General features: G+C 45.5%; 26 protein-coding genes and 1 pseudogene. 17 read left to right on the forward strand and 10 right to left on the reverse strand.

Annotated elements, in window-relative coordinates:
* Positions 1-588: 588 nt before the first annotated feature.
* On the forward strand, positions 589-1,044 hold the full coding sequence (locus tag L876_RS0108115; protein ID WP_028763349.1) for an RNA recognition motif domain-containing protein: 456 nt from the start codon (positions 589-591) through the stop codon (positions 1,042-1,044).
* Positions 1,045-1,101: 57 nt separating this feature from the next.
* Here the strand turns inward: L876_RS0108115 and murI are convergent, their stop codons facing one another.
* Positions 1,102-1,890, reverse strand: coding sequence for a glutamate racemase (gene murI / locus L876_RS0108120; protein ID WP_028763350.1), 789 nt, complete (start codon positions 1,888-1,890; stop codon positions 1,102-1,104).
* Positions 1,891-2,031: 141 nt separating this feature from the next.
* Between murI and trmA the strand changes: the two genes are divergently transcribed.
* A complete protein-coding gene (trmA, locus tag L876_RS0108125; RefSeq protein WP_028763351.1) occupies positions 2,032-3,129 on the forward strand; it encodes a tRNA (uridine(54)-C5)-methyltransferase TrmA in 1,098 nt (365 codons plus the stop codon).
* Positions 3,130-3,179: 50 nt separating this feature from the next.
* Here the strand turns inward: trmA and fabR are convergent, their stop codons facing one another.
* The gene (gene fabR, locus L876_RS0108130; RefSeq protein ID WP_028763352.1) at positions 3,180-3,794 is read right to left on the reverse strand and encodes an HTH-type transcriptional repressor FabR; all 615 of its coding nucleotides are present in this window, start codon (positions 3,792-3,794) and stop codon (positions 3,180-3,182) included.
* A 139-nt stretch (positions 3,795-3,933) separates the two neighbouring features.
* Between fabR and L876_RS0108135 the strand changes: the two genes are divergently transcribed.
* The 3 genes from L876_RS0108135 (at position 3,934) to mnmH (ending at position 7,355) form a co-directional block, all read left to right on the forward strand.
* On the forward strand, positions 3,934-5,040 hold the full coding sequence (locus L876_RS0108135; RefSeq protein ID WP_028763353.1) for a fatty acid desaturase: 1,107 nt from the start codon (positions 3,934-3,936) through the stop codon (positions 5,038-5,040).
* A gap of 165 nt (positions 5,041-5,205) precedes the next feature.
* The gene (gene selD, locus L876_RS0108140) at positions 5,206-6,249 is read left to right on the forward strand and encodes a selenide, water dikinase SelD (RefSeq protein ID WP_028763354.1); all 1,044 of its coding nucleotides are present in this window, start codon (positions 5,206-5,208) and stop codon (positions 6,247-6,249) included.
* Positions 6,249-7,355, forward strand: coding sequence for a tRNA 2-selenouridine(34) synthase MnmH (gene mnmH / locus L876_RS0108145; protein ID WP_028763355.1), 1,107 nt, complete (start codon positions 6,249-6,251; stop codon positions 7,353-7,355). Before selD ends, mnmH begins: the two co-directional genes overlap by 1 nt.
* A gap of 62 nt (positions 7,356-7,417) precedes the next feature.
* On the opposite strand, the gene L876_RS0108150 is transcribed toward mnmH, so the two are convergent.
* The 6 genes and pseudogenes from L876_RS0108150 to nudE all read right to left on the reverse strand — a co-directional run bounded on the left by L876_RS0108150 (position 7,418) and on the right by nudE (position 11,878).
* Complete coding sequence (locus tag L876_RS0108150; protein ID WP_028763356.1) at positions 7,418-9,274, reverse strand: MFS transporter; 1,857 nt, start codon at positions 9,272-9,274, stop codon at positions 7,418-7,420.
* Positions 9,265-9,876: a TetR/AcrR family transcriptional regulator gene (locus L876_RS0108155; protein ID WP_028763357.1), complete on the reverse strand. Its 612-nt coding sequence runs from the start codon at positions 9,874-9,876 to the stop codon at positions 9,265-9,267. Before L876_RS0108155 ends, L876_RS0108150 begins: the two co-directional genes overlap by 10 nt.
* Before the next feature lie 138 nt (positions 9,877-10,014).
* A pseudogene (locus L876_RS23275) lies at positions 10,015-10,296 on the reverse strand (GNAT family N-acetyltransferase); the annotation flags it as partial.
* Positions 10,297-10,311: 15 nt separating this feature from the next.
* Entirely contained in the window at positions 10,312-10,476 is a 165-nt protein-coding gene (locus L876_RS23280; protein WP_428829717.1) for a hypothetical protein, read from the reverse strand.
* Positions 10,469-11,281, reverse strand: coding sequence for a 3'(2'),5'-bisphosphate nucleotidase CysQ (cysQ, locus tag L876_RS0108165; RefSeq protein ID WP_028763358.1), 813 nt, complete (start codon positions 11,279-11,281; stop codon positions 10,469-10,471). Before cysQ ends, L876_RS23280 begins: the two co-directional genes overlap by 8 nt.
* Positions 11,282-11,332: 51 nt before the next feature.
* Positions 11,333-11,878 carry an ADP compounds hydrolase NudE gene (gene nudE / locus L876_RS0108170; RefSeq protein ID WP_028763359.1) on the reverse strand — a complete coding sequence of 182 codons (546 nt, stop codon included), beginning with the start codon at positions 11,876-11,878 and terminating at the stop codon, positions 11,333-11,335.
* A 97-nt stretch (positions 11,879-11,975) separates the two neighbouring features.
* Here nudE and yrfG point away from each other — a divergent pair, with 97 nt between their 5' ends.
* From yrfG to L876_RS0108205, 7 genes are all read left to right on the forward strand, one after another.
* On the forward strand, positions 11,976-12,644 hold the full coding sequence (gene yrfG / locus L876_RS0108175; RefSeq protein WP_028763360.1) for a GMP/IMP nucleotidase: 669 nt from the start codon (positions 11,976-11,978) through the stop codon (positions 12,642-12,644).
* Between the two features lie 110 nt (positions 12,645-12,754).
* Positions 12,755-13,372 carry a transcriptional repressor LexA gene (gene lexA, locus L876_RS0108180; protein WP_028763361.1) on the forward strand — a complete coding sequence of 206 codons (618 nt, stop codon included), beginning with the start codon at positions 12,755-12,757 and terminating at the stop codon, positions 13,370-13,372.
* Positions 13,369-13,878: a cell division inhibitor SulA gene (locus L876_RS0108185; protein WP_037428239.1), complete on the forward strand. Its 510-nt coding sequence runs from the start codon at positions 13,369-13,371 to the stop codon at positions 13,876-13,878. The genes lexA and L876_RS0108185 overlap by 4 nt, the downstream gene beginning before the upstream one ends.
* A gap of 401 nt (positions 13,879-14,279) precedes the next feature.
* The gene (gene coxB / locus L876_RS0108190; protein ID WP_028763363.1) at positions 14,280-15,842 is read left to right on the forward strand and encodes a cytochrome c oxidase subunit II; all 1,563 of its coding nucleotides are present in this window, start codon (positions 14,280-14,282) and stop codon (positions 15,840-15,842) included.
* 9 nt (positions 15,843-15,851) lie between these two features.
* Positions 15,852-17,456 carry a cytochrome c oxidase subunit I gene (gene ctaD / locus L876_RS0108195; protein ID WP_028763364.1) on the forward strand — a complete coding sequence of 535 codons (1,605 nt, stop codon included), beginning with the start codon at positions 15,852-15,854 and terminating at the stop codon, positions 17,454-17,456.
* Position 17,457: 1 nt separating this feature from the next.
* Entirely contained in the window at positions 17,458-18,027 is a 570-nt protein-coding gene (locus tag L876_RS0108200) for a cytochrome c oxidase assembly protein (RefSeq protein WP_028763365.1), read from the forward strand.
* Positions 18,024-18,899 carry a cytochrome c oxidase subunit 3 gene (locus L876_RS0108205; protein ID WP_028763366.1) on the forward strand — a complete coding sequence of 292 codons (876 nt, stop codon included), beginning with the start codon at positions 18,024-18,026 and terminating at the stop codon, positions 18,897-18,899. The genes L876_RS0108200 and L876_RS0108205 overlap by 4 nt, the downstream gene beginning before the upstream one ends.
* 3 nt (positions 18,900-18,902) lie before the next feature.
* Here the strand turns inward: L876_RS0108205 and L876_RS22415 are convergent, their stop codons facing one another.
* Complete coding sequence (locus tag L876_RS22415; RefSeq protein ID WP_081730657.1) at positions 18,903-19,121, reverse strand: DUF2909 family protein; 219 nt, start codon at positions 19,119-19,121, stop codon at positions 18,903-18,905.
* 10 nt (positions 19,122-19,131) lie between these two features.
* Between L876_RS22415 and L876_RS0108210 the strand changes: the two genes are divergently transcribed.
* From L876_RS0108210 to L876_RS0108230, 5 genes are all read left to right on the forward strand, one after another.
* On the forward strand, positions 19,132-19,863 hold the full coding sequence (locus L876_RS0108210; RefSeq protein ID WP_028763367.1) for an SURF1 family protein: 732 nt from the start codon (positions 19,132-19,134) through the stop codon (positions 19,861-19,863).
* A 178-nt stretch (positions 19,864-20,041) separates the two neighbouring features.
* Positions 20,042-20,587, forward strand: a complete 546-nt coding sequence (locus L876_RS0108215) for a hypothetical protein (RefSeq protein ID WP_028763368.1) — start codon at positions 20,042-20,044, stop codon at positions 20,585-20,587.
* The gene (locus tag L876_RS0108220) at positions 20,587-21,570 is read left to right on the forward strand and encodes a COX15/CtaA family protein (RefSeq protein ID WP_028763369.1); all 984 of its coding nucleotides are present in this window, start codon (positions 20,587-20,589) and stop codon (positions 21,568-21,570) included. Before L876_RS0108215 ends, L876_RS0108220 begins: the two co-directional genes overlap by 1 nt.
* Before the next feature lie 13 nt (positions 21,571-21,583).
* Positions 21,584-22,486 carry a heme o synthase gene (cyoE, locus tag L876_RS0108225; protein WP_028763370.1) on the forward strand — a complete coding sequence of 301 codons (903 nt, stop codon included), beginning with the start codon at positions 21,584-21,586 and terminating at the stop codon, positions 22,484-22,486.
* Between the two features lie 31 nt (positions 22,487-22,517).
* Positions 22,518-23,120 carry an SCO family protein gene (locus tag L876_RS0108230; protein ID WP_037428264.1) on the forward strand — a complete coding sequence of 201 codons (603 nt, stop codon included), beginning with the start codon at positions 22,518-22,520 and terminating at the stop codon, positions 23,118-23,120.
* 16 nt (positions 23,121-23,136) lie between these two features.
* On the opposite strand, the gene L876_RS0108235 is transcribed toward L876_RS0108230, so the two are convergent.
* Positions 23,137-24,183 carry a polysaccharide deacetylase family protein gene (locus L876_RS0108235; RefSeq protein ID WP_028763372.1) on the reverse strand — a complete coding sequence of 349 codons (1,047 nt, stop codon included), beginning with the start codon at positions 24,181-24,183 and terminating at the stop codon, positions 23,137-23,139.
* Between the last annotated feature and the right edge of the window lie 6 nt (positions 24,184-24,189).

Consider the following 24,189-nt stretch of genomic DNA (forward strand, 5'->3'; position numbering starts at 1 on the left):
CGGAAGAATCTCTAACGTGTTGTACATATTGCTATGAACACTCATCTTACATTGAGTAAAATTTTTGATTGCTTTACATCCGAAGACAGAAAAGCAATTTCGAATAACTCAACACCTGTGAGTGTCCACACAGATTACTTGATAAATTGTTAAAGAGCGTTAGCACATCTCGGTAGTTCCAAGTGGCTAGGGCTGCGTATTCTACGCATTCCCATGTTCGCGTCAAGCAGTTTTTGAAAACTTTTTGATGCGGCACTTTTCAGTGCCTGACCACTCTGTAACCTAGGCTACTTAGTGTTTCGACTTGTCTCTGCGAGCTTTGCCGTGTCAGTGGATGCGCATTATAGGGAGCCACTCATTTTACGCAAGGGCTTTTTATAAAAATAACGATCGCTCGCCGATCTTTTAAACATTACGCTGTTTTTTCTAGCACCCTGGACCTTTTATGTTCGATTTGGGTACCAGTATTAGACGACCACAAGTAATTAAGTTCGTTTTTTCATCAATATACTAGTGTAATTACTAATAATTCATTACCATATACGAGCTATTAACAGTTAATTATCATTATTCTTTAGAGAACCTATTATGCAAAAGCCATTTCTTATAGTTTTGATCGTCGCCGTAGTTGGCGCATTGGCAATATCTCAGTTTACGCCAGATATCTATTCAGCAATCGCATTTTTCACTGGTGCCATCATCGCAAGTGTTATCTATACGCTACAGTCTTCGCAATCTGCACCAGTTACTAACGAACAGTATAAAGGTCCAACAATGACTTTATATGTTGGTAACCTGCCTTACCGTGTACACGAAGGTGAAGTTAAGGAGCTATTTGGGAAATATGGTCCTGTCAATTCGGTGCGACTTGTAAGAGATCGCAAAACGGGTCGACGTAAAGGATTTGGATTTATTGAGATGTCAGAAGCTGGTGCAACTAAAGCGATGGCCAAACTTAATGAGTTTGATTTCCAAGAGCGTACACTTAAAGTCAGAGAAGCTAAGTCGCAAGACGCTGATAAGAGCGAATCTGCTGCAAGCTAGCTTTATCACTTTATAACATGCACATTCATTTTCATGTTTTGCATGTTATAAAGCTCATCAGTAGGCTGTCATAAATCGGTTTACTGATGAGAATCCCCATTCACGTAATGTCGCCTCCAATCCACTACCTATCTTGTTCGTTGTAAATAGCGCGTGACAAACACTATCGCCTTCTGAAGTAGCAGGCTCACCAACAATCACTTTTACTCGTGCAGCAATTGCTTTTGCTGAATCGAGCAACAGCACGCTCTCTCCCAAGTAGTTTTGCAACTCGCCTTTTAAAATCGGAAAGTGGGTACAGCCTAAAACAAGCGTATCAATACCAGATTGCTTAATCGGTGCTAGCACCCTATTCAGTTCAGCTTGGTCAATGTGCTCTTTTGCTAGCTTAGACTCAGCCATTAATACCAACTGAGACGAGCCGAATCTCTCGACCTTACAATCTGAGGCAAACTGACAAATAAGATCATCGGTATAACTACGGTTTACCGTACCTGGGGTTGCGAGCAAGCCTATATGTTTGGAGGTCGATAACTGGGCCGCTGGTTTTATGGCTGGCACCACACCCACGATGGGCACGGTTAACTTTTCACGTAGCGAAGGCAAAACCAAGGTACTAGCACTATTACAAGCGACAACGACAACGTCGATACTCAACTCAGTCACAGCAGCACTGATTAGTGATACACACCCTGATATAAGTTCTTGCTCATCCAACTCCCCATAGGGCAAGCGAGCATTGTCAAATAGGTAGTAGTAATTCGCATTAGGTAGGGAGAGTTGTAACTCTGAGAATATAGATAACCCTCCCACACCAGAATCGAATACTAAAATAGTTGCTGACAATTATAGCTCTCCATAGAAACAGTAAAAGGTAATGCGCGACGGATTTCCCCATCGCTAACGATAATTCGAAAGCCAGAGACTAGACATCATCGCTAGGTAGTATACTATTTGCGCCCCCAATGATAGCAATGGTGTTTACAAATGAATTTAGAAGCAATGGATCCTAACCAATACGAAGCGCAACTCGATGCGAAGCGTGAAAAATTAGCGCAACTTTTTGCTGACTTTACGACACCAACATTGGAAGTTTTTGCCTCTGAGCCCAAGCATTATCGGATGCGCGCTGAATTTCGTGTTTGGCATGATGGTGACGATCTTTACTATTATATGTTCGATAAAGTACTGAATCAAAAAGTACGTTGCGAACAATTTTTACCGGCAAGCGCTTTGATAAACGCCATGATGCCTGCGCTGATGGAGGAGTTGCGTCCAAACTCTATCTTGCGCCATAAGCTTTTCCAGGTAGATTTTCTCTCTACACTTAGCGGTGAAATATTAGTGTCGTTACTGTATCACAAGCAGTTAGACCAACAGTGGCAAGATGAAGTGCAAGCGCTTAAACAACGCCTGTCACACCAGTTCAATGTCAATATCATTGGCCGAGCTCGTAAACAAAAGCTGGTTATCGATAAAGATTTTGTCATCGAGTCACTACCCGTGAATGGCGAAACGCTAATCTATAAGCAAATTGAAAATAGTTTTACTCAGCCCAATGGCAAGGTATCAATTAAGATGCTGGAGTGGGCTATCGATATCACCAAGCAAAGCTCAGGCGATCTATTGGAGCTTTATTGCGGCAATGGAAACTTTTCAATTGCTTTGGCGCAAAACTTTAATCGTGTATTGGCAACTGAATTAGCTAAGCCCTCTGTTGATTCTGCCCAATTTAATATCCAAGCCAACAATATCGACAATCTGCAAATTATTCGTATGTCGGCAGAAGATTTTACCGATGCACTAGCTAAGAAACGCAGCTTTAGACGCTTAGAAGGCGTAGATTTAGACAGTTATAACTGTAATACGATTTTTGTTGACCCACCGCGTGCAGGCCTTGATGATAACACTTTAGCTATGGTGCAGCATTACGAGCGAATTATGTATATCTCGTGTAATCCACAGACCTTGATGGACAACCTCAACGTATTAGAGAAGACCCACAAGATCACCCGCTTCGCATTATTCGATCAATTTCCGTATACCGATCACATGGAATCTGGCGTACTACTTGAGCGCCGCTAAATGATTGACAATAAAAAAGGGCTTTAAAGCCCTTTTTTATTGCGTTTATATCAGCGATTTTCCATCTTGTGCTGTAAAGCCTCAGCGCCTTTTGCCACCATACGTAACTGGATAACTAAACGATCGGCTAACACTTTACGATCAACACGTTTCATATCCAGTGCCGCCGCCCCCGCATTAAAGACTAACGTCACTAACGCCTCTGCTTGAGCACGCGCTAACTCAGGAGAGCGTTTTGCTGTTGCCTCAGTGTAATGCGCAAGTTCAGAGATAAAGTGTTCAATCTCTCTAGCTACCGCGGCACGAAAAGGGGCAGAGGTTCCAGAACGCTCATGCAGTAAAATACGAAACACGTTGGGATTAGATTCCAACACTTCCATAAAGGTATCTACCGATATACGAATAACACTGCCACCAGCTTCGGCTCGCTGACGCCCCTTTCGCATCATCTGCCTTAGCGTTAAACCACCTTCATCAACCATGGTTAACCCAAGTTCGTTCATATCTTTAAAATGACGATAAAACGACGTAGGTGCGATCTTGGCCTCGCGAGCCACCTCACGCAAACTCAGGCTAGAAAAACTTCGTTCAGCACTTAATTGATTAAATGCTGCGTCAACTAAGGCGCGACGAGTTTTTTCTTTCTGCTGTGCTCTTATGCCCATCATGATGAATCCACTAGATAAAGATAATCTGCAGATAATACCTGCTTTAGCACAAAAACACAGCCCAACTTGACCTCGACAAGCAATCAAGATAAATTAGCTTACAGATGTACGCTCAACTTGTTGTCGGAAAATTATAATGAAAAAACCTCCCCTCATCTGGACTAATGTTTTACTGTTTGCCGTGACGTTTCTCGGCGCAATTATTTTAGTTCCTTGGTACGGTATCACCTATGGCTATGGCTTTGCTGAATGGTTCACCTTCATAGTACTCGCATTCGCCAGCGGTCTATCTATTACTGCTGGCTACCATAGGCTTTGGTCTCATCGTACCTATAAAGCTCATTGGTCTATGCGATTCCTTTTTGCATTAGGCGGTGCACTAGCGCTACAAAACAGCGCGCTACACTGGTCTTCTGATCACCGCATTCATCACAAGCATGTGGATGACAATGATAAAGACCCCTATTCGGCGAACATGGGTTTCTGGTACAGCCATATCGGCTGGATGCTGCGCGAATACCAAGCACAGCGTTATCATGATTATAAGAATGTCAGAGACTTACAAAATGATAAAATTGTGATGTGGCAGCATAAATATTATCTACCATTGTTGCTTATCATGAATTTCGGCCTACCGGCCTTACTGGGTTGGCTGAATGGCGATGTGTGGGCAATGCTACTAATGGCAGGCTTACTACGATTAGTCGTAGTTCATCATTGCACCTTCTTTATTAACTCGTTAGCACACATCTGGGGCAGTCAGCCATACACAGACAAGAACACCGCCAGAGACAATGGTATATTGGCCGTATTTACTTATGGCGAGGGCTACCACAACTTTCATCATATTTTCGAAAATGATTATCGTAATGGCATTAACTGGTGGCACTATGATCCAACCAAATGGTTAATCAACACCATGGCGTGGATGGGACTGGCAACTCAACTGCGAGTCACACCACAAGAGCGTATAGAAAGCGCTAAATTGCAGATGCAATTAAAGCGAACCCGAGGCCGTGTTGAACAACTGGCCAACCGTGAAGAGGCGCTTGAAAAACTACATGCAGAATATGAGCTATTAAAGCGTCATATCAGTGAATACTATCAAGCTCACAAAGAGTTATTGGATGCCAAAAGAAAACAGCTAAGCAACCAGCAACTGCTACAAAAAGTTGAGCAGCTTAAGCAAGATCTTATTGCACATAAGAAAAACTGGAAACTATTAACCGCCAGCTACGCTTAAGTAAAAAGCTATTTATCTAAAAGGCCACTTTAACAGTGGCCTTTTTTATAAATAGAGCTGGTGACCCCACATCGACCACAATACCCATTGACCCCAATTGAAGTGCTCTGTAGATGGGTCTATGATGGGCGACAATTCACTTCAACCTAGAGACCCTTTGAGTCCATGTCTGCAGAAAAAATCAAACTCACCGAATACAGCCACGGCGCCGGTTGCGGCTGTAAAATTTCACCTAAGGTCTTAGGCACAATCTTGGCATCGCAGCTCCCCATCTTTGACGACCCTAATATTCTGGTTGGTAATCAGACGCGAGATGATGCCGCGGTGTATAAACTTAATGATGAGACTGGCATCATTAGTACTACTGATTTCTTTATGCCGATTGTGGACGATCCTTTTACCTTTGGCCGCATTGCAGCCACCAACGCAATTAGTGATATCTATGCGATGGGTGGGACCCCTATGATGGCAATTGCAATTCTCGGCTGGCCAGTCAACGTGCTAGCACCAGAAATTGCCCAACAAGTTGTTGATGGTGGACGTCAAGCCTGCGCTGATGCGGGTATCATGCTAGCTGGCGGTCACAGTATTGATGCTCCAGAACCTATTTTTGGCCTCGCCGTCACAGGACAGATCCCCCTAACTGAACTGAAACAAAACAATACGGCCAAGGCAGGAGATACGCTTTATCTCACCAAGCCGCTAGGAATAGGCATTCTTACGACAGCACAGAAACAGAAAAAACTGGCCAATGAAGATCTTAATATTGCCCCCGATGCCATGTGTCAGCTCAATAAGATTGGGCCCGCCATCGCCAAGATCAACGGCGTAACGGCGATGACTGATGTAACGGGATTCGGCTTAGCCGGTCATCTAATTGAAATGTGTCTCGGCGCGAAACTCTCTGCCAAGATACATGTTGACTCTTTGCCTCTACTGCCAAAAGCCAAAGCTTACTTGGAGATGGGTTGTATCCCAGGCGGGACTCATAGAAATTACGACAGTTATGGAGAGCACTTGCCAAGCGTCAATGAAGAGCAAAAAGCCCTATTATGTGACCCTCAAACGAGCGGCGGGTTACTCATCTCGGTATCCAGCTCCCATGAAGCGGAGTTAATTGCACTCTTAGAAGCCAATGATATCGCGCCCATCAGTATTGGCCAATTGGTTGAGAACAATGACGCACTTCAACTGGTGGAACTCATTTGATGCCAACCAATATCGTCCCTAAAAGCAGTTATACCGAGCTCTTTCTTAGCGACCGCCCCATCATGGATGTACGCGCACCAATTGAGTTTGGTAAAGGCGCTTTTCCGACTAGCAGCAATCATCCATTGATGCAGGATGAGGAGCGCAGGCTCGTCGGCACGTGTTATAAACAGCAGGGCCAAGATGCTGCCATAGCACTTGGACACACCTTAGTGGCTGGAGAGATCAAACAGCAAAGAGTCGATGCTTGGACGACTTATTTCAGCGCCAATCCTAATGCTTATTTATACTGCTTTCGTGGTGGGCTGCGCTCACAACTGACACAAACATGGCTAAAAGAGGCTGGATTAGCGATTCCCTATATTGAAGGTGGCTACAAAGCGATGCGTCAGTTTTTAATAGACATTATCGATACAGCCCCCAGCGTAAAGCCGATGATGATTGTCAGCGGTATGACCGGCAGTGGCAAAACCGACTTTTTGTACAAGCGCAGTGAAGCTGTCGATTTAGAAGGGCTCGCCCACCATAGAGGTTCTAGCTTTGGTCGGTATCACGAACCACAACCCACACAGATTAACTTTGAAAACAGTCTGGCTGTCGCGCTACTAAAACATCAACACAGTGAAGCAAAATCACTGTTACTTGAAGATGAAAGCTTTCTAATTGGCCGTTCTGCGCTGCCACAAGCATTCTATCAAGGCATGCAAGTCGCCAATATATTGGTCTTAGAAGAAAGCAGAGAAGCAAGACTAAACCGCTTACTTAATGAATATGTGCACAAAATGGCCAGCGGTTATATTGAACGCCTTGGAGAAGACGCGGGCTTTACCGCGTTTGGCGAGTACCTGTCCCAAAGCATTACTGGAATCAAAAAACGTATCGGTGGCAAACAGCATGATGAATTACAAACGCTGATCCGCAATGCCTTGGCAATCCAACAAAGCCGCGGTGATACTGAGACCCATCTTGAATGGATAAACATATTACTCAGTATCTATTATGATCCTATGTATCAATATCAGATTGATAAAAAAAGTGATCGGGTGCTTTTTCGCGGCGATCACCAAGCCATGCATCAATGGCTTGACCAAAAAGCTGTAGGCTAAGCTAAAAAGCTAGGCGTTTATCTCCTAGCTTTTTTAAACTCTTAGTCACTCCCAACATAGGGTTACTCTGACTGCAGCACCTCGACTTTAGCACGCAGCAACTGTCGTTCGACGGTCCCAGCGACGGCATCATCTATCTTGACCGTGACTTTCGACCAAAACCGTTTCGGCCGCGTACTCAAAGCATGACCATCTTTATGACTAAAATAGGAACCCCACAACCCGTTTAACGCCATAGGGATGACTGGCACGGTATCACGAGCCAAGATCTTATCGATACCAGGCTTAAATTCTCCTAGCAGGCCATCAGGTGTTAATCTTCCCTCAGGAAAAATACACACTAACTCATCATTTTGTAATGCTTGGTGGATCTGATCAAACGCGCTGTTATAAGTCTTCTGGCACTGCCTAGGCGAACAAATCGGGATCACGCCTGCATGACGAAACAGATATTTCAACAGCGGGATCTCACTAATCGATTTATCCATAACAAAGCGGATCGGCCGAGTAGAAGCGCCCATGATAATCAGCGCGTCGACATAGCTGACATGATTACAAACAATCACAGCAGCCCCCTCTTTTGGTAGCTTTGCCCGCCCTTCAACCGTGACACGATAGAAAACATGACTCAGTAAGTAACTGATGAACCGCTGAGTAAACTCAGGTACCTGAGAATAGACATAAAGCGCCACGACAGAATTCAGGAGTGCCAGCAGTAAAAACAACTCAGTGATCGTCCAATTAAGCCCCTCCAACAACACCATAGATAGTAATGCCGAACACACCATAAACAGCGCATTAACGATATTGTTCGCCGCTATCGCCTGGGCACACTCTTCTTTCTTGGCCCGTGACTGAATAAAGGCATAAAGTGGCACAATAAATAGCCCGCCACTCACGCCGACCATAAATAGCGCAAACATGACACCATAATGTTGCGAAGCATCAATAAAGCTGCCGATACTATAGATATAGCTAACATCTATTGGCGCAGGTGGAATCGTCCATAAAAGGTCTACGCCAAAGACCGTTAACCCAAGCACGCCAAAAGGTAACAAACCAAGCTCAACATGACCAAAAGAAAAACGCTCACAAATATATGAGCCAATGGCTATACCGATAGAAAATAGCGCCAACAATAACGAGACGACCGTTGCATCGGCATGCAGGTGTAGCTTGGCGAAGTTAGGAAACTGGGTAAGATACGTCGCGCCTAAAAACCAAAACCAACTGATCGCCAATATCGCCATCCAGATAGTCGGTGTTTGTCTGATCTTGGCGATACTACGCCAAGTTCCTGATAACGGCTCAAAACGTATTTTTTTTACCACGCCCAAAGGGGGCATTGCTGGAATAGCGCGACTAGAAAGGTAACCACAAATTGACAATACAAACACACTCACCGCAGCTGTCACTAAATTATGTTCACTCGCAACAATAAGTCCAGCACTGAGCGTGCCCACTAGAATAGAGAGAAAGGTCCCCATCTCAACCCACGCATTTCCCGTTACCAACTCATCCTCAGCAAGTGCTTGTGGTAGCAGAGAGTACTTTACGGGCCCAAAGTAGGCCGACTGACTTCCGGTTAAAAACAAGAGTAACAGCATCATCAGGTAGCTCTGGCTCAATATCGCCATAGCTGCGCAAGACATTATCACGACTTCAAACTGCTTTAATCGCCTTATTAATTTGGCTTTATCCATGTTGTCGGCCACCATACCTGCATGAGCAGAAAACAGGAAAAAGGGCAAAATAAAGACCCCAGCAGCAAGGTTTACAAACAAATTAACGCTCATAGGTAAGTCGTTAACTTGGGTATATGTCACCATTAACAGCAAGACATTCTTATAGATATTGTCGTTTAATGCTCCCAAACACTGGGTGGAAAAATAGGGAAAAAACCTTTTAGTTAATAACATGCCGCCTCCTTGTGGCAACCCATGCCAGCTAAATAACCACTCACATGATTTTTTAATAACATCTCCAGCGGTACCTGCTCGATGAATAATTTCTCATCGAGCGCTAACGTCGTCAATCCATGAATCCCACCCCATAGCACTCGGCTCATCACCGCCAAATCTGATGCTGTCGCGCTAGCAAATAGCTGGCACAAACAGCTTTCAACTAACGTGAAGAGTTCATTGATTAGGTTGGCATGTGTCGCCGGCAAAGCTTCATCATTGCTCATTTTTAAACTAAAAACTAATCGGAAAGCATGAGGATGCTGCAGCGCAAATTGACTATAAATAATAGCCATAGCATCGAGTGTTTCTATTGGAGAAGACCTATCAGCCTGCTTTAACTGACCAAGCAGTTGCGCTAACGTCTGACGAGAAACCGTAAGTAATAGCAGCTGGTAGCTACCAAATACCTTTACTAAGGTACTTGGAGCATAACCGATCATGGTGGCGATTTGACGTAAACTCAGTTGGTTAACATCTTGCTGATGCAGATGATTGATCACCGCAGCAACCGCCATCTGCCTTATTTCATCATGAGTATGCTCTTTCCTTCTTGCCACTTTCCATCCTAGACGATTGACCTTAAGAAGGTGTAAAGCTAACAGCAAACAAAATAAAAAACAATGTTCACAATAAGATTAATACTCAATCACTTTGACGTAGGTTTTCTGGTTAATCAGATAAACAGGGGGAAAAGACTAAACAGTTCGGTTTAGTACCATTAACAATCTATCTTCACCTGCACCAAAATAGTCCTTTTCAAGATTCACCTCTACAAAGCCCAGCGCCAGGTAGAGGTAACGAGCTGGATTGGTTGGTGCCACGGTCAACTTAATGCTTGCAACAGACGCAGGCACTGTGGCCATAGCATCTAAAATTAAACGCTTACCCACGCCATTGCCCTGTGCTGACCTTGCCACGGCGACAGACAATAGCCAAGCGCAATCGGCTTGTTCACTTTGCGCAATCAGAATGTATCCAAGTAGTGAATCTTGCTAATCAACCGCAACCTTTAACCCCGAAGGCCAACAGTCATAACACTGTCGAAAAAAGAAATCCGGATAGCTATGCGCACCGAAGAGTTGCTGCTCAAGCTGATAAACGGCAAGCAGTTCGCCCTTGTCAATTGGACGAACCGTTATGAATTCTGAACTATTCACTAACTAACAGTTCATCCCACGGAAGATGAGTCGATCCAACAACGATAAAATTAGGATTCTCGAGCGACTCTCTTTCGTTATAACTCAAAGGCTGCAGTTCGAGGTCCATGACCTGCCCCCCCGCTTCTTCAATAATGATTTGCGCAGCACCTGTATCCCACTCGCCCGTTGGACCAATACGCACATAGCAATCTGCACGTCCTTCGGCAACTAAACAGCTCTTTAATGCTGCACCACCCAACACAACCAGGTCACAATGTCGTGACTGATTAAACAGTTTTAGCACTGACTGTGGATCTTGACGGCGGCTCACCGCTAAACGCAAAGAAGGTTCATCATCACAGGTCAACTGACGACTAGAAATACGCAACTCACCTTTACAGGAACGCTTATAAGCCCCAAGGCCTGCAATGGCATAATAGATCACCTCAGTCATAGGTACATACACTATGCCCATAATAGGTCGATTATGTTCAACCAAGGCGATGATCACTGAAAAATCGCCACTACCAGCAATAAACTCGCCCGTTCCGTCTAAGGGGTCAACCAACCAATATCGCTGCCATTCAGCACGCTCAGCAAAAGGAATATCGGCATCCTCTTCCGAGAGAACGGGAATATCAGGCGTTAACTTAGTTAGCGCAGAAGTAATGATATTATGGGCCGCAATATCGGCAGACGTCACCGGGGTATTATCAGACTTAACTTCCTTATCAAAGTTACCCTCTAAGTAGATATCCTTGATCGCTATGCCTGCCTCAACCGCAATGGCTATTGCCTGCTCCACATAATCTTCTGGCTTCATCACAACTCCAACAGCCTAAACAGGCAATGCATATATGATAATTTGTAGTAACTACTTTAGTTTTAGATGTTTCTGCGCCAAAAACAAGGCGCTAACGCTTCTCGACTCAGAAAAGTCCCTTTCAGACAAGAGTTCAGACCACTTGCTCAATGGCCAGGGCACCACCTCGATAGGTTCAGGCTCATCGCCCTCTAAACGACTCTCATACAGATCTTCAGCGATAAAAATCTGCATTTTGCTAGCAAAATACCCGGGCGCTAAACTCAGCTCCATTAAATGAGTTAAGGTTTTAGCACCAAAACCTATCTCTTCTTGTAGCTCACGATTGGCGGCTTCTGCTGGAGTTTCACCAGGATCAACTAAGCCTTTGGGGAACCCCAGCTCATAGCTATGCGTCCCCGCTGCATACTCACGCCCTAAGAGCAATTTATCGTCCAACACGGGCACTACCATCACAGCGCCACGGTTATTGCCCTTCATTCGCTCATATTGACGTTCTACCTGATTGGAGAACTTCAGATGCACTTGCTCTATCTGAAACAGACGGCTTTGTGCAACAACTTTAGTATGTAAAATTTGCGGCTTTTTGTCCGACATGGATGTTCCTGATAAAAATGGCGTTTGCTTAACAGTTCAATCTTACTATGATGTGCTTAATCCACAACTCTAGCGATGGAATTTTTTTACTTCCCATATGTTTCCATGGAATAACATAGATACCGTGCTCCTCGATATGGACGGTACACTACTCGACCTTCACTTTGACAACCACTTCTGGTTAAGTGTTGTGCCACAAAGCTTGAGCAGAGAACGGGGGATCAGCCTAGAACAAGCCAATGCCATAGTTGAAATCGCCTATGACAAGGTTTTTGGAACTTTAGAGTGGTACTGTATTGATTATTGGGCTAAAGAATTGAATCTAAATATTCTGGCTCTACACCAGACAATGGTCGACAGGATTCAATTAAGACAAGACAGCCTGCCATTCCTAGACGCACTCGGAAAAGCAGGCAAAAAAAGAATCTTAGTTACTAACGCACACCCTAATAGTCTAGCGCTTAAGCTGGAACACACTGACCTGGCAACCGGGCTAGACGCTATCATCTCAAGCCATGAAACTGGATTTCCTAAAGAGCATCCGCAATTTTGGGCTGCCCTGTTTAATCAATATCAGCTAAATCCCAAACGCTGCTTATTTATCGATGATAGTGAGGCCATCTTAGCCGCAGCGAAATTAGCTGGGGTCCACTATCAGCTTGGTATCAAAAATCCAGACAGCCAGAAGCCCCATAAAATTTTTACTGACTTTCCTGCGATTGATGACTATCAGCATCTGCTTGATGAACTTAATAAGCAAAATTAGCAGCATAAAGCCTTAACCTATGGTCATCATAGCAATAATTTGGTTAATACTTGCGCTACAATAAATACTGTATATACTAACAGGTACTGTATGGAAAGACAGGAACTTTAATGAGACCACTAACCCCAAGACAAGCCGAAATTTTAGACCTTATTAAGCGCAATATTGCCGACACAGGTATGCCACCAACCCGAGCTGAAATTGCACGACGCTTAGGCTTTAAAAGCGCCAATGCCGCAGAAGAGCACTTAAAGGCGTTGGCTAAAAAAGGCTGCATAGAGATCATGCCTGGCACCTCACGCGGAATAAAACTGACGCAGGAAGATGAACCTGAAGAGCTTGGTTTACCACTGATTGGCCAAGTCGCTGCCGGTGAGCCTATCCTAGCTCAAGAGCATGTAGAGCAGCACTACAAGGTCGATCCATCCATGTTCCGCCCGAGTGCAGACTTTCTTTTGCGAGTCCGTGGCGACAGTATGAAAGATATCGGTATTTTAGAAGGCGATCTACTCGCAGTGCATAAAGTTGAGCAAGCGCGTAACGGCCAAGTTGTAGTAGCGCGTGTTGAAGATGATGTCACCGTAAAACGATTCGAAAAGAAAGGAAATACTGTATACCTTCATGCTGAAAATGAAGAGTATTCACCTATTGTTGTCGACTTATCCACCCAAAGTTTAAGCATTGAAGGCTTGGCCGTTGGTGTGATCAGAAATGGAGATTGGCAATGAACAACTTAATAGGCAATGCACCGCGTCATCCAGGTCTATGGGTTGAAATGGGTGACCAGATTAAGCACAGCCACAATGCAAGCATATCGACAGTATCCAGTGTCACACAAGGCAAACAAGAACTGCAGGCATTAACACCACAGCTTGCAAGATTGAGCCAACAAGGTCAGTGGGTTGTACTTATTAGTCCGCCGAATATTGGCTATAAGCAGATGCTGGCTGATGCTGGCGTGCGCATGGACAGAATTCTACTGGTTCACACCAAAGATGAAGTTGAAGCGTTATGGGCTATGGAAAAAGCACTCACTAGTGGCACATCTAGTGCGGTCATTAGCTGGACTCACACCCTTGACGAACGTGATAACCGACGTCTGCAGCTGGTTGCAAAAAACTGCAGTGCACTAGGTGTCGTGATAGAAGAAGGCAATGTTCACTTGCCATCTGCCGCACACAGTTCAGATGATTTAGCCATGCAGCAAGGTTCGCTATTTTTATCTCTGCACTAGCATCCGCAAGAACACTTTCCATACGCAAGCCCCTAACAGGGCTTTTTTTGTCTCTGTTTTTTTTAGAAAAATAAAAGTAAAAGTGATCTTGATCAATATTTGAACACGCATTAAGTTAGTAACAGATATCAACGATTATTTGTTATATCCGAACAATTTAGTTGTCGGCTTCTTTACACTTGGCAGAGTAAACAGCGCCTTGGAATTGAAACTGAAATTCGCCTGATATATTCAGCCGTAAGTGCAAGCGTGGTCACCACCAGCAATAACAATATCTACACCACCAGCGCACTTTGAAGTCATCGTTGCTTTTTTGGGAACTGAAGAGTTTGCATAGAGCCGAGACATACTGTGTGGCTCTTCTTTGTAGTTGCCTTCGCAATTGACAGAGGAGAAGTCTAGTGAAGCAAGTGTTGTATAGTTTGCTGGCGTTACTGTTTACGCCCCCCATACTCGCAGCCGATATGCCCCTAAATATGACGCAAGGGGTAACAGAGATTAGTGGCAAGGTGTTTAGTCTACACATGACCATTCTCTATATCTGTTGTGCCATCGGTGTCGTGGTTTTTGGCGTGATGATCTATTCCATCATCAATCACCGACGCTCAAAAGGCGCCGTTGCGGCCAATTTCCATGAGAGTACTAAGGTTGAAATAGCGTGGACGGTTGTCCCCTTTGTCATACTCATTATTATGGCAATCCCTGCAACAAAGACTCTTATCGCGATGGAAGATCCCAGTAATGCGGACATCACCATCAAAGTCACCGGCTCTCAATGGAAGTGGCATTACAGCTACTTTGACCATGACATAGAGTTCTTTAGCTTGCTCTCTACTCCCAGAGAACAGATTGAAGGCACAGAAGCTAAAGGTGAAAACTATCTTTTAGAAGTAGACAAGCCACTCGTGCTGCCGATTAACAAAAAAATCCGTTTCCTCATGACTTCTGACGATGTCATACACTCTTGGTGGGTACCTGCCTTCGCTGTCAAAAAGGATGCTAATCCTGGATTTATCAATGAAGCTTGGACCCGTATTGATAAACCTGGCACCTACCGAGGCCAATGTGCCGAGCTTTGTGGTAAAGACCACGGCTTCATGCCTATTGTCGTCGAAGCATTATCAGAGGCAGATTTTGAAAGCTGGATACAAGATCAAAAAGCACAAGCTAGTCTAGCAGCTGCGCAAGCCGAAGCAGCACTGAGCCAAACTCTCTCTATGGAGGAGCTAATGGCACAAGGCGAGCAAATATATATGGCGCGCTGCGCCGCTTGCCACCAGCCGAATGGTGCAGGATTACCAGGCGTATTCCCCTCTCTTATTGGCAGCCCCATCATTAAAGGACCCGTCTCAGGTCATATCGATATCGTCTTAAATGGTAAACCTGGTACAGCAATGCAAGCGTTTGCTAAACAGCTAACAGCGGCTGAAATTGCTGCCGTCGTAACTTATGAGCGTAATGCTTGGGGTAATGACTCCGGCGATGCGGTTCAGGCAGTAGACGTCAACTCTGATGGCTCAGCGATTTCGGTAGAGAGCAACACAGAGGCTCCAACTAGGTTACCAGCAAACCTACCAGAAACCGCAGATGTAGTACCAACCGTTGAATCGGCCGTTGCTGCGACCGCAGAGAAAACGGTGGTATTAGATGACTTAACAATGAAAGAGCTCATGGCCATGGGCGAGAAAGTTTATCTAACCAGTTGTGTGGCTTGTCACCAAGCTAGCGGTACTGGACTTCCGGGCGCTTTCCCTTCACTCGTGGGTAGCCCTGTCATCACAGGTCCAGTTTCTGATCACCTCGACATAGTGATCAATGGCAAGGCTGGTACCGCAATGCAGGCATTTAGCGCGCAACTTACACCACAACAGCTAGCTGCCGTGGTGACATATGAACGTAATGCATGGGGTAACAACTCAGGTGATGCGGTTCAGGCTTCAGATGTTGATGGTCACGGAAAGTAAGGGATTAAAATGAGCACAATTACACAAGATTCTCCAGCCGCTCACGACGATCACCATGATGACCATCATCATGGGGCGCCCAAAGGTATTATGCGCTGGATTTTAACCACCAACCATAAAGATATTGGCACACTCTACCTGTGGTTCAGCTTTATTATGTTCCTCACTGGTGGGGCTATGGCCATGGTGATTCGAGCCGAGCTATTTCAACCCGGCCTACAATTGGTCGAGCCAAACTTCTTTAATCAAATGACAACCGTTCATGGCTTAGTCATGGTATTTGGTGCTGTTATGCCAGCCTTCACGGGCTTAGCTAACTGGTTAATCCCCATGATGATTGGTGCACCAGATATGGCCCTACCACGGATGAATAACTGGAGCTTCTGGATTTTACCGTTTGCGTTCGCCATTCTATTAAGCTCCTTGTTTATGGAGGGCGGTGGCCCAAATTTCGGTTGGACCTTCTACGCACCACTATCAACAACTTACAGCCCTGATAGCACTGCGCTATTTGTATTTTCTGTGCACATCATGGGCATTAGCTCCATCATGGGGGCTATCAATGTGGTAGTGACTATCGTCAATATGCGAGCACCAGGCATGACATGGATGAAGTTACCACTGTTTGTGTGGACTTGGCTTATTACAGCCTTCTTGCTCATTGCCGTGATGCCGGTGCTAGCAGGAACTGTCACCATGGTACTGACAGATAAATATTTTGGTACCAGCTTCTTCGATGCGGCGGGTGGCGGTGATCCTGTGATGTTCCAACACATCTTCTGGTTCTTCGGTCATCCTGAAGTGTACATTATGATCTTACCCTCCTTTGGTATTATCTCAGCCATTGTGCCAGCATTCAGTCGTAAGCGGCTATTTGGTTACTCGTCAATGGTCTATGCCACGGCCAGTATTGCTATCTTATCCTTCCTCGTCTGGGCGCATCACATGTTTACTACCGGCATGCCTGTTTTTGCCGAACTGTTTTTCATGTACTGCACCATGCTGATCGCGGTTCCAACTGGGGTAAAAGTCTTTAACTGGGTAGCCACCATGTGGCGCGGTTCTATCAGTTTCGAGACTCCTATGTTGTTCGCTATCGCCTTTATCATTCTATTCACTATTGGTGGTTTTTCCGGGCTGATGTTAGCCATCACACCTGTCGACTTTCAGTATCACGATACCTACTTCGTCGTTGCACATTTCCATTACGTGTTGGTGACAGGGGCTATCTTCTCCATTATGGCCGCCGCTTACCACTGGCTGCCTAAATGGACTGGCAATATGTATGATGAGCGGTTGGGTAAAATCCACTTTTGGTGCTCAACCATCTCGGTGAATGTGTTGTTCTTCCCTATGCATTTTCTTGGACTTGCGGGAATGCCTCGTCGTATACCTGATTACGCCATTCAATTTGCAGACGTAAACCAGATAGTCTCCATTGGCGGATTTGCGTTTGGCCTATCACAGCTGATCTTCCTTGCCGTCGTGCTCAAGTGCATCAAAGGTGGCGAGAAAGCATCAGCAAAACCGTGGGATGGCGCAGAAGGTCTGGAGTGGACGATTCCAAGTCCAGCACCATACCATTCGTTTTCTACCCCACCTGAGGTGAAATAACATGGGCGCGCATCAAGCAGATTCAAATCGAAAGTTAATTGGCTGGCTAGTGGCTGGCGCTATTGGCATGTTCGGCTTTGGCTTTGCTTTGGTGCCGCTTTACGACGTGCTGTGTGAGCAATTAGGCATTAATGGTAAAACTCAGTCTACTGCGGCTGTGTATAAACCCCTAACTGTCGATACATCCCGAACAGTCACAGTGGAGTTTATGTCACATATTCAAACTGATATGCCGTGGCAATTTGTACCCGAGGTTAAGCGTATGGAGGTTCATCCAGGTGAGCTGGTGCGAACTAACTTTAATGCAAAAAATCTGTCACTCGCTCAGACATTGGGACAAGCCATTCCCTCAGTGTCACCTGGGCAAGGTGCGGCATACTTTCACAAAACCGAGTGCTTCTGCTTTAATCAGCAATTACTCGAAGCAAATGCTGACGCTCAACTACCATTGATCTTTTATGTTGATCCCGATCTACCTGAATCGATATCGACACTGACACTCTCTTATACTCTCTACAATATCACCGACCGGGGTTACGTTGGTGCTATTGAGCAAGGAGCAGCAAAATGACAACCAAACATGAACCATATTACGTTCCGGCCCAAAGTGCATGGCCTATCATAGGAGCAGTCGGGCTCTTCTTAATTGCATTTGGTGCAGGAAGCTATGTACAACAATTAAATACCCAGCAGAGCAGCGGCGGCTATATCTTGACCGCAGGGATCGCTGTGATCCTGTTTATGATCTTTGGCTGGTTTAGAACGGTTATCCATGAATCCATGGCAGGCCTCTATTCATCGCAGATGGATCGCTCTTTTCGTCAAGGAATGAGTTGGTTTATCTTCTCAGAGGTGATGTTCTTCGCTGCCTTCTTCGGGGCGCTGCTCTATGCCAGAATGATAGCAGTGCCTTGGCTAGGTGGCGCATCGAATAACGCGATGACCCATGAAGTGTTATGGCCAACATTCGAAGCTGTCTGGCCACTTGTTACCACCCCTGATGGCACTAAAACCGAGGCCATGGGTTGGACCGGTTTACCCCTGTATAACACCATCATACTGCTGACCTCCTCTGTCACCCTGCATTTCGCCCATGTGAGCTTAGAAAAAGGTAAACGTACCGCACTCACTCTGTGGCTGGGGGCAACGATCTTGTTAGGTTTAGCCTTCTTGGTGCTGCAAGCAGAAGAGTATATTCACGCTTATCAAGAGATGGGACTGACACTGGCATCAGGCGTCTATGGGAATACGTTTTTCTTGCTCACAGGCTTCCACGGTATGCATGTGAGCTTAGGTACCGTCTTTTTATTGGTGCTGTTTTTCAGGGTGCTAAAGGGGCATTTTACCCCAGATAAGCATTTCGCTTTTCAAGCAGGTAGTTGGTACTGGCACTTTGTCGATGTGGTTTGGCTCTGCCTATTTATCTTTGTCTATGTACTCTAAACGTTAATAAGGTCTAGGGTTAGGTGAGATAATGCCGAGCCCTAGCGCCAATAATAACAGCACGATAACCAGTACAGAAAATAGCATTCGCCGTCCCAAATATTGACTCATAGGCACCGAACTCTCGCCTTTCACTAAAATAAACAACGCCCGGCCAAGATTAAATACAATGAAAAGCAGTAGCAGCACTAAAACCAGCTTAAATACCAATATTCCTGTCATAACTACCCCTATGATGAAATTTGCGTGGGCGAAACTATTTGTCGCTGTTATTACAGTGCTTGTGTTTGCCATTTTGGTCAAGCTAGGGTTATGGCAACTTAACCGAGCAGAAGAGAAGAGTCTTTGGCAAGCGGAGTTATCACAACGTCACCAAGCAGCCCCTCTAAGCTATTCACGCCTATTGGCAATGCCTAAAGACTCATCGCTCACAGGTTATCGACTAGAGATCAATGCAACCTCTGTCGATACACAACTCATTTTACTCGATAATCAAGTCTATAACGGTGCAGTAGGCTACCTCGCCTACCAAGTGGTCTCAGTGTCAATGTCTAGCCCTAAACTTTTAGTCGAGTTGGGATTCGTACCAGGAGGGGGAGATAGGCGGATACTGCCGGATGTAAGACCATTGCAAACCCCTCAACCATTGCGCGGAAAGCTGTATCAAAAATCTGCTAATCCATTGAGTAATCAGTTACTGGCAGAACCAGGCAATCCAATAAGAATACAAAATCTTAATTTGACTGAGTTGGCACAACTTATCAACTCACCATTAGCCCCCGCCGTACTGCAGCCGGATGAGATATCAGGCAGTGATTTACCTCACCCGTGGCAACCCATTCCACTGAGCGCACAGAAACATCAAGGCTACGCACTACAGTGGTTTTCGATGGCGGCAGCTTTTTTAATACTTATGGGTTATCTATTGATAATAAAAAAGAAAAATAAAATGTCACCACATTAATAGTACGTATATTAAGCGGTTGCTTAATACAACAAGACCTTGTAGGTTAGAACTTAACCGCTACAAAATGTAGCAGATAGCAACGTAATTTAGTGACTTCCTAGCCGTCTCGGGAAGTTGGCATTTTTATGTGGAGAGCATCAGCTCTACCGCTAAATGATCAACGAGAGGAGCTAAGATGAACTCCCCAAAGAAGAATGGCGCTAAACCCCTAATTATTCTCCTTCTGGTGTTTGTGTTGCCCGTCATCGTAGCAAAATTGGTTTTGAGCATGAACCTCTATCATGGCGGCGCCACCAACACCGGAGAGTTGCTCACACCTGATACCAACTATGCCAGTTTGCAGATGGATAACCCTTGGCCGCAGCATTGGCAGGTGATCTACCTGTTGCCTAAACATTGCGATGATAGATGTCTAGACCGGCTGTATATCCTGCAGCAGAGTCACATAGCCTTAGGCCGCGATCAAGATAGGATTAAACCCATTGTGTTACTGCAGCCAGACAGTGACCTTACCGCACTGAGTAATTTCAACTTCGATACAGCGCAGGCAAATAACGCTATTGCTGCAATGTTGACTAACCAAGCTTTAATCATTGTCGATCCACTCGGTGCACTCGTAATGCGCTACCCAGAAGTGGCAAACAAAGATGCTCAAATCCTTCAGGGTAAAGCCATGGTGACCGATCTGCGCAAGCTGCTTAAACTCTCGAGGGTAGGATGATGCAGATGACCTCCCTGTTAAAGCTAACACTGATTTTCACCCTGTGTGTCATCTTAATGGGCGCCTACACCCGATTATCTGACGCCGGACTAGGTTGCCCAGACTGGCCGGGGTGTTATGGCATGTTAAAGGTGCCCACTCAAACCCATGAGTTATCGCAAGCACAGACAGCTTTTCCTGAACATACCATTGAACAGGAAAAAGCTTGGCTGGAAATGATCCACCGCTATATCGCAGGCACCTTAGGGTTACTCGTATTGGTTATCCTGTTTATCAGCTACAAAACTCAAGACGCCCCCAAAAAACTACCTAGCCTCATTGCGGTGTTGATTTTGTTTCAAGCAGCATTGGGCATGTGGACTGTCACCATGAAACTTATGCCAGTGGTGGTGATGTCTCATCTCATCGGTGGCTTCACTCTTATCTCTCTGCTGTTGATACTCTACCTAAGAACCAAACCACTTCGGATACCGGGTGGCGATGCTGCAATGCGCAAACTCGCGCCATTTGCGCTATTTTGCTTAGCCGTGTTGGTCCTACAAATAATACTTGGAGGCTGGACCTCCTCCAACTATGCCGCTCTTGCCTGCACAACCTTACCCATCTGTGAAGGTGATTGGGTCAGCAACCTCGATCCGCTAAACGCCTTTAATCCTCTGCTCAAAACAGAAGGCAGCTACGAGTTTGGCATATTGGATTATTCTTCACGCATGACCATACATGTCACTCACCGTTTTGGTGCCATAGTAACCGCTACACTGCTTGTTTTTCTGGCCTACCGCATGATTAAGCAGTCTCAATCAACACTATTAAGAAATAGTGCCTGGCTACTTATTGCGCTCGTCATACTGCAAGTGACTCTAGGGATCGGTAATGTTGTACTGCACCTTCCATTGGGTATTGCTGTATCACATAACGCGGGAGCGGCCCTGCTGCTGCTGACACTAGTATTCATCAATTATGCCCTTTGGCGTAAAGCATAAGCGAGGCATTATTATGGCAAAACCACTGACTATCGCAGGCCAACCCACACCAACATTACAGTGGCGCGCCTATTTAGAGATGACTAAGCCCAAAGTTGTCGCCCTGATGTTGTTAACCGTACTTGTTGGCATGTGCCTAGCCGTCCCTGGTGCCGTGCCCCTGCAACCGCTCATCGCAGGACTAACAGGGATTGGTATGATGGCTGGTGCCGCAGCAGCCTATAATCATCTTATCGACCGACGTATAGATGGGCTCATGGCAAGAACCTACAATCGCCCGCTGCCAAAAGGCAGAGTATCGATAATGAAGGCGTTAACCTTTGCAACCTCAACGGCAATATTGGGTTTTGTGATCCTCTACTTCTTAGTAAATCCGTTAACAGCTTGGCTCACTTTTGCCAGCCTCATAGGTTATGCACTGGTATACACCGCCCACCTAAAACGCGCCACACCACAAAACATTGTGGTAGGCGGATTGGCTGGCGCGATGCCACCATTGTTAGGATGGACATCTATCACTGGCGAGTTTCATGGAAATGCTTTGTTGTTGGTGATCATCATTTTTGCATGGACCCCTCCCCACTTTTGGGCGCTGGCAATACACCGTAAAGCGGAATACGCCAAAGTCGATGTGCCTATGCTGCCAGTAACCCATGGCGTTGAATTTACCAAAACCTGCATTCTGCTTTACACTGTCTTATTGGCGCTGGCTTGCCTATTTCCTGTATTAGTCGGTATGTGTGGCCCAGTCTACCTCGTTGGGTCTACCCTGCTCAGCTGTGGCTTTATCTATAAAGCTTGGGAGCTCAAATACCATGACAAGCCAGGGCTTGCGATGCAGGTATTTAAATTCTCCATTTATCATTTAATGGTGCTGTTTCTGGTGTTACTGGTGGATCACTACCTATGGAGCTAGCAGCGTGAAAAAATATCTTATCTTTGCCGTCATGATTGTGTTTACGCTGCTTGGCGGCATCACCGCAATCCAATACAGTCAAACACCGTTAGTGCTACAAACAAGCTATATCTATCCGACCCAACGGCTAGTCTCTCCTTTTGAACTGCATGATCAACATGGGCAAGCCTTTACCCATGAACAATTGCAAGGCAAATGGAGTTTAGTATTTGTTGGCTATACCTCCTGTCCAGACGTCTGCCCAACAACAATGGCCAAACTCGCCGCGGTCTACCAAGCATTACCGGACAATAGGGATCTGCAAATCATCTTCCTATCGGTCGATCCACAGCGTGATACGCAACAGAAGTTGCTAGATTATATGAACTTTTTTAATCCAGAATTTATTGCGGTTACCGGCGAACATCAACAACTTTTACCGCTAACGCGGGAGCTTGGTTTTGTGTATGCGATGGTAGGAGAAGGTGATAATTATCAAGTCGATCATAGTGCGTCAATGACCTTAATTTCGCCTGAAGGCAAGCGGTTTGCCACCATTAAACCAAAGGCATTGAAGATGGCGCAAATCCCGCAGATCTCAACCAATGAGTTGATCAACGACCTGCAGGCAATTAGAACATCAAAGCGTTTATAGCTTATTTGAGGTGAGTTTACTCTGCGACCCATGTGCCATCATTTTTAGGCCGTACCCACGCTTGTGAGAACCAGTAATATCGGCCACTAGTTTTACTTGGGGCTGTACAGTTATAGCGTGAACGCCCCGCAGGTAAATCCATGTCAGCTTGAATTGAAAACTCACTTTCGCTAATCCATTGCGGTTTTTTCGCTCCTTGGCCTTGGATGTAGCACATCATTTGATGGGGATAGATATCGTGCATATCCAACTTCACTTTTAATTCTGGTCGCCAGTTTCCCATCGCCAATTGGGTATTTTTAGGTGACATCTCCAGCACTGGCATATTAAGGCTGTACAGCTTAACCTTTAAACTCGCCATATCGGCATAGACACCCGCGACAGGAAATCGCGGCAATGCAGTCAGCGATGAGTGCGCTCCTGCGGCGCCAGACTGTTGGCCAAACCCGACAAATCCGTGCTTCTCAAGAAGTCCCTCAAGCTTTAAATTATATTCACCGTAAGGATAAGCCAGCATACGATGACTTTGGCCTGTTTGCGCCTTTATCTCCGCTTCTGTATCCAGTAGATCTTTCTCAACGCGCGATAACCACTGTGCAGAGGTCTCATCTTCTTGCTGTCGAATTAGATGGTCATGGGCCCAACTATGATTTGCCAACTCCACACCATCTTCAGATAAATCTCTTAGCGTATCCCAACTCATGATATCTCGATAACCACTCTCTATCGGATCGATACCAATAAATACGGTATAAGGAAAACCATAAGCTTTTAAAATAGGGTGGGCGTTATCTGCAATACTGGCGTAACCGTCATCAAAAGTGATTGCCAACGCCTTATCTGGTAGCGTGTCGCCATTTTTTATTGAAGCCACCACCTCTTCCAAAGGCAATACGGTAAATTCATTCTCTTTAATGAATGCCATCTGCGTCTTAAATTGAGCTGGCGTCACGCTAGTGACGCTGGGTGTATCTTCGGACACATGATGATATTGTAAAATCACAACCGCGCTTGCAGGTAAACACCAACCACAAAGCAACGCTAAAATGATGCCTTTAAACATATAAAT

Source organism: Shewanella colwelliana ATCC 39565 (genome assembly GCF_000518705.1).
Taxonomy (GTDB): domain Bacteria; phylum Pseudomonadota; class Gammaproteobacteria; order Enterobacterales; family Shewanellaceae; genus Shewanella; species Shewanella colwelliana.

Coding starts and splice junctions, on each gene's coding strand:
- lexA (WP_028763361.1), top strand. CDS start 12,755: ATGAGACCACTAACCCCAAGACAAGCCGAAATTTTAGACCTTATTAAG.
- cyoE (WP_028763370.1), top strand. CDS start 21,584: ATGGCAAAACCACTGACTATCGCAGGCCAACCCACACCAACATTACAG.
- L876_RS0108230 (WP_037428264.1), top strand. CDS start 22,518: ATGATTGTGTTTACGCTGCTTGGCGGCATCACCGCAATCCAATACAGT.
- L876_RS0108215 (WP_028763368.1), top strand. CDS start 20,042: ATGAACTCCCCAAAGAAGAATGGCGCTAAACCCCTAATTATTCTCCTT.
- yrfG (WP_028763360.1), top strand. CDS start 11,976: ATGTTTCCATGGAATAACATAGATACCGTGCTCCTCGATATGGACGGT.
- L876_RS0108200 (WP_028763365.1), top strand. CDS start 17,458: ATGGGCGCGCATCAAGCAGATTCAAATCGAAAGTTAATTGGCTGGCTA.
- L876_RS0108210 (WP_028763367.1), top strand. CDS start 19,132: ATGATGAAATTTGCGTGGGCGAAACTATTTGTCGCTGTTATTACAGTG.
- L876_RS0108115 (WP_028763349.1), top strand. CDS start 589: ATGCAAAAGCCATTTCTTATAGTTTTGATCGTCGCCGTAGTTGGCGCA.
- L876_RS0108135 (WP_028763353.1), top strand. CDS start 3,934: ATGAAAAAACCTCCCCTCATCTGGACTAATGTTTTACTGTTTGCCGTG.
- nudE (WP_028763359.1), bottom strand. CDS start 11,878: ATGTCGGACAAAAAGCCGCAAATTTTACATACTAAAGTTGTTGCACAA.
- fabR (WP_028763352.1), bottom strand. CDS start 3,794: ATGGGCATAAGAGCACAGCAGAAAGAAAAAACTCGTCGCGCCTTAGTT.
- L876_RS0108185 (WP_037428239.1), top strand. CDS start 13,369: ATGAACAACTTAATAGGCAATGCACCGCGTCATCCAGGTCTATGGGTT.
- L876_RS0108205 (WP_028763366.1), top strand. CDS start 18,024: ATGACAACCAAACATGAACCATATTACGTTCCGGCCCAAAGTGCATGG.
- L876_RS22415 (WP_081730657.1), bottom strand. CDS start 19,121: ATGACAGGAATATTGGTATTTAAGCTGGTTTTAGTGCTGCTACTGCTT.
- trmA (WP_028763351.1), top strand. CDS start 2,032: ATGAATTTAGAAGCAATGGATCCTAACCAATACGAAGCGCAACTCGAT.
- selD (WP_028763354.1), top strand. CDS start 5,206: ATGTCTGCAGAAAAAATCAAACTCACCGAATACAGCCACGGCGCCGGT.
- L876_RS0108150 (WP_028763356.1), bottom strand. CDS start 9,274: ATGTTATTAACTAAAAGGTTTTTTCCCTATTTTTCCACCCAGTGTTTG.
- mnmH (WP_028763355.1), top strand. CDS start 6,249: ATGCCAACCAATATCGTCCCTAAAAGCAGTTATACCGAGCTCTTTCTT.
- L876_RS0108220 (WP_028763369.1), top strand. CDS start 20,587: ATGCAGATGACCTCCCTGTTAAAGCTAACACTGATTTTCACCCTGTGT.
- ctaD (WP_028763364.1), top strand. CDS start 15,852: ATGAGCACAATTACACAAGATTCTCCAGCCGCTCACGACGATCACCAT.
- cysQ (WP_028763358.1), bottom strand. CDS start 11,281: ATGAAGCCAGAAGATTATGTGGAGCAGGCAATAGCCATTGCGGTTGAG.
- L876_RS0108235 (WP_028763372.1), bottom strand. CDS start 24,183: ATGTTTAAAGGCATCATTTTAGCGTTGCTTTGTGGTTGGTGTTTACCT.